Source organism: Paenibacillus sp. JT22N1 (assembly GCF_059692155.1).
Genome location: NZ_JCAUAW010000011.1, coordinates 267,714 through 281,177, shown reverse-complemented (window position 1 = coordinate 281,177; position 13,464 = coordinate 267,714). Strand labels below are relative to the sequence as shown.

Here is a 13,464-nt window from a genome sequence, read left to right as displayed (position 1 = left end):
GTAGTTATTCGGATCTATGCGGTTCGAGTCATAGGTGTACAAAACTTCCCATTTCCGGCTTACATCTTCTTCCTCTTCTTCTTATCGCTAACCCGACTTTGCCTGCGAATCTAACAGCAGACAGGCCGTTAACGCTGCCGACCAGTGAAAATCACGGATCGTGTCGATCTTGCGGCGTAGATCGTATTGCTGCAGAGGTGGTCCCTTCCGGCAGCAGGCTGGCGGCGGTACCGTGTCATTCGCATCGAAATATTCAAATACGACGCCATGCCGCTCATACCAGAATTGCACGGCAGCAATTGTTCTCTCGGCGAGCTTGTTCGCTTCCTCCTCCTTCCCCTGCTTGCGCAGACCTGTGATCACCAAATAATTCGTGCTGATCCAAACAGGCCCGCGCCACATATCCGTGGAATAGGCAGACTCGGAGACGGCGGTGCTGGGAACAGGCAGCTGCGTACCGAAGTGCTGCGGATCGTGCAGCATCGCGAGCAGGCGCTCCGTCCGTGCTTCCTCTATATCCTCAAGCAGCAACGGCATAAAGCCGCTTACCGCCTTCACCTTCGACAACTTGCCGTTCATGGCAAGATCATAGTAGAATCCGTCTTCCTCGTCCCACAATTGACTATGTATATTAGCCGACATTTCCACTGAACGCCGGGACCATAGCAATGAACGCTCGCGGTCTCCCAACTCTTCGGCGATGAGTGACATATATCTCATATCGGCGGCTGCATACGAGGAGAAGTCCACAGCATCCAACTGAGCAGCCTCATCGAATCTCGGGGAATTATCCATGCCGGATTCGCCGGACCGGCAGAGCGGATTGCCTTCGATCATCCATTCCAGCAGACCGCTCTGGTTTGCGTCCCGGTGTTTGAGAATCCATTCCATATAACGTTCCAGACGAGGCAGCGCAACGCCCAGATTGGCCCTGCTCTTCATCACGCGGAAATTCTCCCAAACGCCCCATGCCAGTATAGGAGGTTGGGTAATGGAAGAAACCGTGCCGTCGGCTCGGCTCATATGCGGAATCATCCCGTCGTCGCGTTGGGTTTCGAGCACACTCTGGAGAAACATCCAAGAGGTTTCGGCATGAAGGCGGTTCATGGCGAAGGAGTGAAAGACAGAATCCCACAGCCACATGGCTCTGTGCGGTACCCGGTCAGGTGTCGACCAGATCTGGCCGATCGACGCCTCGGCTGAGAGTGTATTCACTTTCATGACACTCACGCATTTTTTTAGCAGCCTGGCTCTTGCAGGATCTTTAAGCTCGGGCAGCTTAGTGTAGATCGTCAGTCGTTCCTCCGCCACTTGCTGCCGATCCAGCTGGATAGCCTCGGCTGTGCGATCAATCGCTTCGGCCGAATGAGTCCCGAAGGCCAATGCCCAGGATCGTCCATCCGCTGCCACCAGCAGCGCAATGACGTCTCCAGTTCCGACATCCTCGGTGATCGTTAGCTTTCCTCCATCGGAGCGAATCTCATTCCGCTGTATCAGCTCGGACGTGTTCGCCACTCCGTCATCCACGAACTCAAGTGCCGCTTCTCCCTCTTCGGGCAGATGACCGATCAGCGTATGCCAGGCTGCATACGTCATCATAATCTCTCCCTTGGCGGTATCGGATAACAGCACGTCGCCCGTAGCGATCCTCACTTTGCCGAAATCCGAGGTCCGAAGCTTGAGCAGTCGGCGGGCAGATGTATGAATAAGCAGATCATAGCCTGTCGACCCTGCAGCAGCGACGAACTGCGACCGAGTGTCGGTAGCTCCGTCAAGCCCTGAGAAAGCAAACAGAGCGCCTTCTCCCCAAATATCAGGCATATTCGTCCAGCGAGATGCTAGCGATTTAGCCACCATCGCAGTTTCACCCTTTCTATCCCCATATCCGTGCCTCGGCTGACCAAGCCGCTGAAGCACGAAGTACAATAATCATCCTTTTAACCCTGATGACGCTACACCTTGCACGAACTGCTTCTGGGCAAAGAGAAATACGATCAGAACGGGAAGAAGTGTAATCACAGAACCAGCCATAATAATCGTTGTCTTGTTGTCTACTTCGTTGCGCAGAAAAAGAAGTCCGAGCGGCAGCGTGTACAGCTTTTTATCTTGTAAATAAATAAGCGGCTCCAGCGTGCTGTTCCATGAACTAATGAAAGTAAATACAGCCAGGGCTGATAAAGCAGGCTTCGTTAGCGGCAGGTATATTTTATAAAAGATGGTCCAAGGATTCGCCCCGTCCACCCATGCCGCATCATACAGCTCCCTCGGAAGCGTCTTGTAGAACTGATGCAGCAGAAAGATGCCGAACGCTCCTCCCAGAAAGCTGCGCAGGTAAAGCGGATAATACGTGTTCAACATATCGAGTTCTTTCCATATAAAATAAGTCGGGATCATCGTGACTTGCGACGGAAGCATCATCGTTCCCAGCATTGCCAGAAAAATAAGGTTGCGGCCTTTAAATTCGAAAAACGCAAGCCCATAGGCCACTAATGCGCATGATACGACCATGCCAACCATATCAAGCACGGTGACAAACACACTGTTCATCGAGTACCGCACAAAATTAACTTCGACCCAAACCTTATAGTAATTGCTCCATTCGATCGGTTCGGGCAATAATTTCGGCGGCAGCGTCAACTCATCACCCGGCTTCATCAGTGACGTAGAGAGCATCTGCAGGAACGGCACCAGCATGAACAGCATGCCGCCAATCAAGATGATATAGGCAGCCCACTTCAGACCAACGGACGGTTTACTCATAGTGGACCCACCTCTTCTCCAATTTTTTCTGAAACAGGGTGACCAGCAGAATGATCGCGAATAATCCCCAAGCCCAAGCCGATGCAGCCCCCATCTTCGCGTTCAGGAACGCGTCACGGTAAATCAGAATGTTCGGCACCATATTCCTGTCATGAATGGAGTTGATGTCGCCTTTCTCACCAAGCATAACCAGAAACACGTCAAATGCGTGAAACGCTGAAATCGTCGAAAGGATCATGACCATATACACCATCGGAGATACGATAGGTATCGTGATTTTCGTGAAATATTTCCAGCCGTTGGCACCGTCGATCCGTGCTGCCTCCATGATGTCTTTGGAGATGTTTTGCATCCCAGCGAGAAGCAGCACCATCGAATACCCGGCACCCTTCCAAATGTTGACGATGGCGATCGACCCGATAACGAGCCACCACTTCTCGCTGCGCACCCAATTCACCCTGTCTAGCCCCAGCGTATCCAGCATCCAATTCAGAATTCCGAATTCGTTATTGTAAATCCAGAGCCACACCAGCCCTCCGGCGACCCATGGGGTAATGACCGGTAAAAAGTAGACGAGGCGAAAAAACGTTTTTCCGCGAATTTGCAAATTCAGCATGTAAGCCAGCAGCAAGGAGACCAACGTCTGGCCTGGCACGAACAGCAGAGCGAAATAGAACACGTTGCGCAGCGCCAGCCAGAACACATCATTTTGCACCATTAACGACCAATTCCTCAGTCCGATCCAATGCGGCGCGTTGAACAGATCCCATTTCGTGAACGTAAGATAAAACGAGAAGAAGAACGGGAACAGGAAGAAAACGGCCAACTGTAAGAGAAAAGGAAGGGTAAAGCAGAAGCCCCACCAGCCTTGTTTGCGCATCGAAACACCTCATTCGACCGGACCTGGGGCCCGTACTTATTTATTCTCGTCCAGAACGGACTGCACTTTTTGCTGGATTTCCTTCGCGCCATCCGTAGGTGCTTTCTTCCCGTCAAGGATATCGTTCAATATCGGTGTCGCCGCAGCGCGCCATTGATTCCAGGACGGATTCTCATCCAGCGTGCCTCCCGCCTCTTCAACGCCTTTGGTAAAAGCTTTCTTATTGGCCGGCTTACTGGTCGACTTCTCAAGAGTTTCAAGTACCGTTTTCTTCACAGGCAGGCTGGCGCCGCTTTCGGACAGAAATGTCTGTGCTTCGTCGCTTAAATAGTAATGGAGGAACGTCCATGCCGCTTCTTTGGCTTCCGGCTTCGCCTTCGAGTAGATCAGCCATTGATTGACGACCGTGGGGACGAACCTTTTGCCGTTAAAGCCAATAGGCACCTTGACGACATCCCAGTCCAGATCGGGTTTATTTTTGTTCAAGCTGACTTGACCGGAATATTGCAGGAACGTCATCGCCGTTTTCTCACTTTGAAAATAGTTCTGGTTCGTCTGCATCTCACGGGTCGGGCTGATTTTATCCTTATGTATCGTATCGGCCCAACGCGTCAAGCCTTCAATCGTTTTGGGATCTGTGAAAGTTGCCTTCGTCAAGCCCGCATCAAGCGCCGAGCCCCCGGACGATTTGATCCAAGGAATCCACCCTTGTGCGATGGAGCTGGCCGTCTGGAAACCGAAGACATCCGTCTTCCCGTCTCCGTCCGTATCCTTCGTCAATTTCTTAGCCGCATCGATCATATCCTGGAATGTCCAGTCGTCAGTAGGGAACGGAATATTGTTCTGCTGGAAGATTTTCTTGTTATACACAAGCGCATTCGGGTTGACGCCGTGCGGAATGCCGTATATTTTACCGTCTGGCGTCTTGGCGGACAGCAGGGAATCGATATAATCCGCTGTTTTCAAGTCCCGCTTGATGTAGGGCTCAAGATTCTCGGCAACGCCTCGTGTTCCGTAACCGAGGATGACGGCATTCTCCTGAAACCAGATGTCAGGGGCATTATTGCCTGCGATATTCGTTACGATTTTGGTTGTAAAATCAGCCCAAGGAGCTTCTTCGATCTGCAGCTTGATGTTGGGATATTTCGCTTGGAAGCCGTCGATAATCTTTTTGCTAGTGATATCATAGCTTCCGGGTAAGCCGATCTTTAAAGTGACTTCTTTCGGGGCGGCTGAAGGTGCGCTGGACGTTACGCCGGATGGACTTGCAGCCGGGGTATTCGTAGTCGTTTCTGAGGAGCAGGCTGCTGTGGCAAACACAATCAAAACGGATGTGGAGATAAGGTTGAACTTTTTCATAGTAGAACCTCCCTTTTGAATGGACAAAAGAAATTGGTTATGAGCAATCTTATTACACGTGTTCGTAAAAAGGCACACTTAGATGCTTCTCGTTGACTTGCGCACATTCAGCTCGCATTTGATCTCAATATCCTCCATGCGATCTTGGCTCTGCCTCTCTTTGTCGGCAATGATTCCCAAGGCAAGCGCAGCCAGCTTCCCAATCGGGGGTCCGACCGTCGTGACGGGAATCTCCAGCCTTTCCATTTCCGGAATCTCGTCATAAACGATTAGCGAGTAGTCGTCGGGAACACGAATCTCTCTGTCTCTGAACAGCTTGATCAGCCCGAAGGCGAAGGATTGGCTGTCGACAATGAAAGCCGTCGGCTTATCGGAACTGTCCAGCAGCTCCGCAACCCGCTGCTCTGGAAAGGGTTCCCCTTCCTTGACGGCAATCACGTAATGCTCATGGTACTCCAGCCGCTGTTCCAGAACACCTCTAGTGAAGCCCAGCTGCTTGTCGGAGGAATCCCCGACGAAGGTGATTCTGCGGTGACCGTTAGCCGCCAAATAGCGTACAGCTTCATAAATCGCCCCGCTGCGGTCCACGCTGATCCGGTGCGCGCCCTTCAAGGCGCCGCCGCCCATCAGCAGCATTCGTCCGTGGAAGTGCTCCTTCTGCTTGATGAAATCCATTTCCGGCTGCCAGCCCGGAGGGCTCCAGAAGATAATCCGATCGACAAAATGCTCGTTGAATGCACGCAGTCCGCGAGGCGCATCGGCGAGTGAGATCATCACGTCCAGCCCCCGCTTGGCGGCTTCCTGCTGAATCTGCAGGCTGAGGTGATGAAAGAACAACGCTTCCGACTTCGGCCACAGCAAACCAATGGTCTGCGTCTGCTTGTCGGCCAGCCTTCGGGCGGCCTGATTCGGGATATAATTCATCTGTTCGGCGATACTGACGATTCTTTGGCGGACTTCCTTGCTGACTCCCGGAGAGCCGTTAAGCGCTTTCGATACCGTAGGGTGACTCACTCCTGCTGCACGTGCAATATCCTTAATGGTTACTTTCATCGATTTGATTTGCTTCCTTTCAACCTACACATGTCTATTATGCTTCTAAGTATATTACACGTGTTCGTAAATAGGAATACAAAATTTTCAAAAAATTAAAATTTCACCAAACCCTCAATCCCGACCTGACGCCCGGTTCGCATCGAGACGTTGCCGGCGATTCCGGTCAATATCGATATGGCCCCGTCGATATGCGAGGCAGCCCGCTTCAAGCGGTCTGGCTCCGGCTCTCCGAACAAATCGTTTAACAGAATCGGATCTCCTCCGCCATGGCCTCCGCTTCTTTCCTCAATCTCGACCTCATACGCCTTTTTGAACATTGGCTGCACGGTCAGCTGCTTGTAGGAAAGAGCGCCTTCATCCTCCTTGGCCCCCGCCGAGTTGATGTACGAACGTTCCACGACCTTCAGCTCCATTCTTCCTTTGCTGCCATTGAATACGACATTGAACCCTTCCCATGGCTGGTAAGCGTTCAGCGAATAAGTGAGCACCGCCCGGTTCTCGTAACGCACCATGACGCCCAGCGTATCTTCGATGCTGATCCCGTCGCCGAATACGCTTTGGTCCCGCTGGTAGCCGTCTGCGATCTCCGCATCCAGATACAGCGCTTTTAAATGCTCGTTGTCAGTCAGATGAAGCGCGAACGGGTCATTTCTAGCCGCCTCGCTGCCGAGTGCACGTTGGTAAAATTGCGTGACACCCCTGCTTTCCGCATTCTCGCGTCCATAATACATCAGACCGCCCATGGCAAATACCGATTGCGGTCGGGTACCCAGCCAGAAATTAACCAGATCGAAATGATGCGTCGACTTGTGGACGAGCAAGCCTCCACTGTTGCGCTTATCCCTGTGCCAGCGGCGGAAGTAGTCCGCTCCATGCTCGGTGCTGAGCAGCCATTCGAAATGCACGGAATTCACATCGCCGATAACGCCATCCATAATCAGCTCGCGTACTCTGCTATTATGCGGTGCATAACGGTAATTGAAAGTAACTCTGAGGCTGCGTCCGGTCCGCTTCACCGCATCGAGAATTTCTTGACACTTGTCCTCGTCAACCGTCATCGGCTTCTCGGTAATGACGTTGCAGCCAAGCTCCATGGCACGGATAATGTATTTATGGTGCGTTCTGTCGATGGTCGTTACGATGACGGTGTCGGGCTTCTCTTTCTCAATCATGGCATCGAACTCATCTGCGCCGTAGACCGCGATCTCCGGGTGGGCGTACTTTTCCCTAAGCAGCCGGTTCGCATAAGATAACCTTACAGGGTTGATGTCGCAGAAGGCAACGAGCTCGGTACGGTCCCGATACCCACCAGCAAGTGCTCCATAAAAAAATTCGGCGCGTCCGCCTGTACCAACCAGTGCATATTTTTTTTTCATCCCAGCATCCCTTCCCCTTTTCGCTTGATATGACGCTTTCATTGTAACGCAATAATTCATCCTTTTCTACTGAAAATTTGCGAATATATCCGACTTTCTTTGCATTTCTTGCGCATTTATATGGAGATCGTGCTATAGTGAGAAAAAAGGAGGGGACAACCGAATGCAGAAGGAAATGTTCATCCACCATCACAAACGGAACGGCTTCTACACGATGCAAAAGAACCACTTTCACGATCAATATGAGATTTATTATTTAATCAATGGGGAACGGACTTATTTCATCAAAGATCTGACCTATCGTATTCGCGAGGGCGATCTTGTTTTCATTGACAAATACGAGCTGCACAAAACAGGCGACACGCGTTTGCCGAATCACGAGCGTATTCTAATCAATTTCGCCGACGGCTTTCTGCGCCATTTCAACCAGCCGCTGCTGTTCGAGCCGTTCCGGATGAAAATCAGGCTGCTTTCGGTCCCCCCTCAGGAACGGGAATGGGTCCATTCGCTGTTGTTTGAGATGCTGAAGGAATCCAGCGATGCTCTGCCAGGTTCCGAAACAGCGCTTCAGGCACAATTGGCCAGACTGCTCATTTGGTGCGCACGCCGGATGAACCGCGGAAGCGGAGCGGATTTCGAACATGAGAGCCCTACACATGCCAAAATTGCCGACATCGTCGCCAACATCAACGGCAGCTTCGATGAGCCTTTATCCTTGGAATCCGTCGCCAAGGAGCATTACATCAGCCCCTATCATCTAAGCCGCATGTTCAAGCGCGTGACCGGATTTTCCTTCGTCGAGTATGTCAACAGCATCCGGATCAATGAGGCACAGCGGCTGCTCCGGGAGACCGATTGGAAGGTTACGTTGATCGCCCAACGCGTCGGTTACGAGAACATCGGCCACTTCGGACGCGTCTTCAAAGAAATAGCCAAAACAAACCCGCTTGAATATAGGAAAACGGCCAAGCGAGCTGGTCATTCGTTAGATTGAACAAGATTCACCAGTAGTGACTCTTCACTTTTCATGGTTTTCCGCGCGCTGCCCATTTTGCTTCAAAGGACTCTAATGTATCCTTTGCCAGCTTTCGCTTTTAAATGAGAAGGAAGATGATTAAAGCAATATATCATCTTTTCTCGATTCAGACCGGGAACTCTTCCAAGTAGGTCCCATTCTTCCAGGGTTAGATTTTCGCCACAGTTTGTAAAAATACATTTGTGTTGGATTTTTGCATATGGTTGCAATATAACGCTTTTTACTGAAGAGGGATCTGGAGGAGGTCCGTCTTGTAGTAAGTGCTTGAGAGCTGGATTACTACCCCAATCTTTTTCGTTTTGTTTGTGAGGTGCAAGATCCTTCCACCCCATCTCATAACTATCAGTAAACGGTAAACCTATAAGCCCATAAAGGTGAAGTGGCGCGCTGCGGGAAGGGAGTCGGAGGGGCCATATTACTGTGGATCCGGCGGACAACATAACCCCGGGGAGGGCAGGGCAATACCCCACTTCGTTCATGGGAATTTGAGGAGGTAAGAGTAAGTGAATGCCGAACATACGGCTAACGCCACCAATGAAAACGCTCGACGACTCCAAAATACCCTCTATCTTGCGGCTAAGGCCAACCCTAAGCGCAAGTTTCATGCTCTGTACGATACAATATTCCGGAAAGACGTCCGAAAAAAAACTTCGTGCGGGGGACGGTCTCCCTAGTTCCAGACACAACTGTCTCTGCATGCCGCTCCCTTTACACCGGAGGGTTCTTCTGCGCTGCGGCTCCAAGTTCTTCGCGCGTTCCATGGCCATCGCCGGGGCAGTCGTGGCTCGGCTCCCTCTTGTCCCTTTCGGGTTCAGTTTCACGATGCGGTAGGATTCACTTCATTACGGCCTCCAGATTTGCTTCATCACATCATTTCGTGACTTTTCACAGGGCTTCAGCCGTTGGATTTCGCCAACGTCTGCCTGCTAGCTACGGGGCTGCTTGGTCCTTACCCCGACTGAACTTGCATCAGTTAGTTGTACCTAGCTTGGCTAGGCGCGCACCGCCCATTACTTCAATGAAACAAGGGACAGCTGCCTGCCGCGGCGATCTGTCCCTTGTTTTTCTGATTTCTGCAGTTTTCTCAAACTAACCCCAATATTTATAAGCTAAAAATGATGATGCTAAATAAAATATCTCGCTCCATGATGAATGTGGTTGTGGGAGATCATCAATACTTAAAAGCTTGATTAGCTGTATTTTCTTCTCCATTTAACTTTAACCTCCGTCATACGTCACATGAGTTTATCGGTCGGGTCCTGCTATTGTAATCAAACCGTGGATTTATCCCATCATTCCAAGAACCATAATCATTTGGAGTGATGTTTAATTCAACTTTAAACAATCTGGTCGGGGTATTATCGTTTAAATCAAGCCCGTGATACGGTTTTAAATTGCTAATTTCCAGGCTCTTAATACCCATTTGTTTTTCCTTCAAATTATCTAATGAATCGTACTTTTTTTGATTACTTTCTGTTAAGTCATACACTGTCTCAAAATTTTTGTTGATAACGGCTTCTAAATATTTAGTAATAGTTTCTTTAACTTCCTCTTGCTCATCTGCAGTAATGTTATTCTTATTAAGACAGGCTGACAAAAATAAGAATATGAGCAAAATTAATGAGCAAATTTTCAAGAATATTTGACATTTTTCACCTCATATCATTTGGAAAGCTCTAAAATTTACCCTTTTCGCTATCTACCTGAATATCCATTTTTAATGTAGAAATTGTACAATTCTGCCCGTTAAGGATACTTTCGCAGCCTACTGATGAACTTAAATCGAATGATTTCTGGTTGCCGGGCGTGGCGCGGCACGCCTTCTATGCTGCGAATAACCCCGCAGTACCCGATTTCTTTCATAAATATCCTATCTGTGAGCGCTGCCTTTCGGTACAATGGACATGATAACTACTACTCAAACAGTTAGAACCAGGAGGAACATTCAAGATGAACGATCAATTCGAGCAGCTTTTTGATTCGGCTCAGGCACAACAGCTATTGGACCAGATGTACGGCAGCGAAGAACGAGAGCGACAGATCGACAGGTACCGAAGGTGTATGGAAGGATACAGTGCACAATATGGAAATACAGAGTCGTTGAAATACTTCAGTGCTCCGGGTCGCACAGAGATAGGCGGCAATCATACGGACCATAACAATGGAAAGGTGCTTGCGGCTAGTATTCAGTTAGATACGATTGCGGCCGCAGCAGCCGTGGACACCGGAGTTATTTCCGTAATTTCCGAAGGGTATCCAGGCATGTCAGTCATCAATCTAGATGATCTAGAACTTCAGTCAGGCGAGGGCGGGACGGCTGCTTTGATCCGCGGTATTGCACACGGTTTCCAGCAGCACGGGTACCGAATCGGCGGATTCAATGCTAACGTCAGCAGTAACGTGCTTCCGGCGTCAGGACTCAGCTCCTCTGCATCTTTCGAAGTTCTGATCTGCCAGATTCTAAGTACTTTTTATAACAACGGAGAGATGGATGCGGTCATGATGTCGCGCATTGGCAAGTATGCCGAAAATCTTTATTGGAACAAGCCATCAGGAATGCTAGACCAGATGGCCTGCTCGCACGGCGGTATGATCACTATCGACTTTAAGGAGCCGGCAGAGCCTCAGATCGAGCGTATTCCAGGTACCTTTGAAGCAGCAGGTTACAGCCTTGTCATCGTCAGCACCGGAGGTAACCATGCTGACCTGACGAAGGATTATGCATCAATTCCGAACGAGATGCGGACGGTGGCACAAGCCTTCGGTGTAGAGGTATGTCGCGATTTGACGGCAGAGATGATCTACGGCCGGCTCGCGGAACTCCGCGAAACTACCGGAGATCGAGCGGTGCTGCGGGCCCTCCATTACCTGGATGAAAATGACCGCGTCGGGCGGCAGGTAGAGGCAATTAAGGCGGGCGAGTGGCAGAACGTGCTGAAGTATATTACCGCTTCAGGTAATTCCTCGTGGAAATGGCTGCAGAACATCTACCAAGAATCGGTGTCACGTGAACAGGGGATTGCGCTTACACTCGCCATTACCGAACGTTTCATCGACCGGTTAGGCGACGGTGCCTGCAGAGTACACGGCGGCGGTTTCGCCGGCGTCATTCTCGCCGTTCTGCCACATACGGCGGTAGCGGAATACCGGGAACTAATCGGGCGTACGACTGGCACGGAACTGTTCAAGATCCGCGTACGCGAAATCGGAGCGGTTTGCTTGAATACGCTCTTGTAGGTTCGATGGTTTAATCGTCAATTGTATGCTTCCCTTATACTGAAGGTTATTTATAATTCGCCTGTCTATCGTAAGGGGAGCATATCAGCGGCAAACTGCTCCTCCTGATCGCTCAACTATCGTTTCCGTTAGCTTAATCAGCGACCTCAAGGACATACTATTTAACCAAATTACCATTCAAGAAGAAATATAATCTCTCGCAGGTTGGACAGCACCACACTTTGTATTTCGGCTCAGGGATTTCTTCAACATAGGTAAGTTCATTGATCAAATCCCATTCCATATCAGTATATATTTTCATCTCAATATTATTTGGTACTCTATGATTTGACATGATCTCTCCACATTTACATTTGTTCAATGTCAAAATTAACAGTAGGATTTAACAGAAAGAAGCACTATCGATTTATCGACTCAGTTCTAGGATAGAAACGGGAACCCGACATAAGCCAAGGGGCGACGCTGGCCGCCTCTTTTCCATCTTGTAAGTTCCACTTTCAGTCTATCCCTTCGCTGCAAGATGCTCTCTTATTCCGTTTAATATGTACGTCATTCTCCCTTTAGGCATCAATCATAAAATCGGAACAGCTGCTCATTCGTAAATTTCCACTCCGGTGTTTGCAATTTATCACCAAAGGAGATATTGTACCAGGGATTTCCCTTACCATTAGCAGGGTTCTCCAGAATGTGGATCTCTTGTGCAGGCGTATATCCCTGAGCCAGGAGAAAGAGCTTCTCGCCGTTTTTTGGATTTTGGGCCATATCCATTACTACAATCGCATGTCCTGGTGATCCCCCTTCGAGGAAAACATCTCCGGGTCGCATATCCGATAGAGTTATATGCTGCATCTCCTTTGCCAAGGATAGAGTACCTGCATACGCAAACACCATGTTCAGATAGCTGCGGAAGCCCTCATAGCTATTGGAGCTGGCTCCATTTTTCACCCAGGAAACCTTATTCCCTGAAACCTCAATCCGATTTCCTTTCGTCCACATAGCATAATCAGCTTTGAAGCCATTGGTAAAGTCAAAATGTATCTTGTCATACCATCCATTACCGTATAAATATTCCGCCCTCAGTCTCATCACCGAATCGGCACATTGCTGGAGATCCCGCTCCCCCACATCCACATCCAATACCGCTTCGTAAACCTCTTTCGCCTTTAACTCACCGTTAAATAAATGAACCTTTGAGCCATGAGGCCTAAGCGGAATCTGACGTAAATATTCTTCATATGATCCGGTATCAACAGGCATCCGTTCGAAACCTTTGGGCACAGCAATGCGTTCTGCCACATTTGTCCCATTTGGTTGAATCAGATCGGCCTTCAACGGCTTAACCGCAGACACAGGAGAATTGCCGCCCTCCAGTCCTTGACCCAGATTTCCTTGACAGGAAACAAGCATGAATGCAAAGGATATGAATATAAGCATACCTCTTTTGTTCAACAATAGCAGCACTCCGTTCATTTGGAAGTCATTAATTAGACGATGCAGGCCTTATAATAGTTTATATCACCAAGCAATATCATACCACTTAACCCCATAGCCGCCGCAATGAACAACACTTAAATGAAGAAACCTAAGGTGCTTGTATATAATCAATCAATGGCAAGTCGAGCGTTCAGCAATATATTTAAACACTATTTGGAGAATAACATTTATCCTTCCGAAGGTGGCTATTATGCTTAAAATAAAAGAGAAGTTCTATTAAAGAAACCACTCCGTTGTCAGGAGTGGCTTTATCTCTATATACTAAT

Annotated in this window: 11 protein-coding genes; 2 read left to right on the top strand and 9 right to left on the bottom strand. The window is 49.4% G+C overall.

Annotated elements, in window-relative coordinates; all coding sequences use genetic code 11:
- Positions 1-87: 87 nt before the first annotated feature.
- From AC58UU_RS22205 to AC58UU_RS22180, 6 genes are all read right to left on the bottom strand, one after another.
- Positions 88-1,821 carry an amylo-alpha-1,6-glucosidase gene (locus tag AC58UU_RS22205; protein WP_497318917.1) on the bottom strand — a complete coding sequence of 578 codons (1,734 nt, stop codon included), beginning with the start codon at positions 1,819-1,821 and terminating at the stop codon, positions 88-90.
- Between the two features lie 108 nt (positions 1,822-1,929).
- Entirely contained in the window at positions 1,930-2,760 is an 831-nt protein-coding gene (locus tag AC58UU_RS22200; RefSeq protein WP_497318915.1) for a carbohydrate ABC transporter permease, read from the bottom strand.
- Entirely contained in the window at positions 2,753-3,640 is an 888-nt protein-coding gene (locus tag AC58UU_RS22195; protein WP_497318914.1) for a carbohydrate ABC transporter permease, read from the bottom strand. The genes AC58UU_RS22200 and AC58UU_RS22195 overlap by 8 nt, the downstream gene beginning before the upstream one ends.
- Before the next feature lie 36 nt (positions 3,641-3,676).
- Positions 3,677-4,999 carry an ABC transporter substrate-binding protein gene (locus AC58UU_RS22190; protein ID WP_497318912.1) on the bottom strand — a complete coding sequence of 441 codons (1,323 nt, stop codon included), beginning with the start codon at positions 4,997-4,999 and terminating at the stop codon, positions 3,677-3,679.
- Between the two features lie 78 nt (positions 5,000-5,077).
- Entirely contained in the window at positions 5,078-6,052 is a 975-nt protein-coding gene (locus AC58UU_RS22185) for a LacI family DNA-binding transcriptional regulator (RefSeq protein ID WP_497318911.1), read from the bottom strand.
- Between the two features lie 95 nt (positions 6,053-6,147).
- Positions 6,148-7,431, bottom strand: a complete 1,284-nt coding sequence (locus AC58UU_RS22180; protein ID WP_497318973.1) for a Gfo/Idh/MocA family protein — start codon at positions 7,429-7,431, stop codon at positions 6,148-6,150.
- A gap of 163 nt (positions 7,432-7,594) precedes the next feature.
- On the opposite strand from AC58UU_RS22180, the gene AC58UU_RS22175 reads away from it, so the two are divergent.
- Positions 7,595-8,425: a helix-turn-helix transcriptional regulator gene (locus tag AC58UU_RS22175; RefSeq protein WP_497318909.1), complete on the top strand. Its 831-nt coding sequence runs from the start codon at positions 7,595-7,597 to the stop codon at positions 8,423-8,425.
- Positions 8,426-9,695: 1,270 nt separating this feature from the next.
- Here AC58UU_RS22175 and AC58UU_RS22170 read toward each other — a convergent pair.
- Positions 9,696-10,064: a hypothetical protein gene (locus tag AC58UU_RS22170; RefSeq protein WP_497318907.1), complete on the bottom strand. Its 369-nt coding sequence runs from the start codon at positions 10,062-10,064 to the stop codon at positions 9,696-9,698.
- Between the two features lie 353 nt (positions 10,065-10,417).
- Between AC58UU_RS22170 and AC58UU_RS22165 the strand changes: the two genes are divergently transcribed.
- Positions 10,418-11,704, top strand: coding sequence for a galactokinase (locus AC58UU_RS22165; RefSeq protein ID WP_497318905.1), 1,287 nt, complete (start codon positions 10,418-10,420; stop codon positions 11,702-11,704).
- A gap of 157 nt (positions 11,705-11,861) precedes the next feature.
- Here AC58UU_RS22165 and AC58UU_RS22160 read toward each other — a convergent pair whose 3' ends face one another.
- Entirely contained in the window at positions 11,862-12,065 is a 204-nt protein-coding gene (locus AC58UU_RS22160) for a DUF8617 domain-containing protein (protein ID WP_497318972.1), read from the bottom strand.
- A 206-nt stretch (positions 12,066-12,271) separates the two neighbouring features.
- Positions 12,272-13,138: a DUF4846 domain-containing protein gene (locus AC58UU_RS22155; protein ID WP_497318903.1), complete on the bottom strand. Its 867-nt coding sequence runs from the start codon at positions 13,136-13,138 to the stop codon at positions 12,272-12,274.
- Between the last annotated feature and the right edge of the window lie 326 nt (positions 13,139-13,464).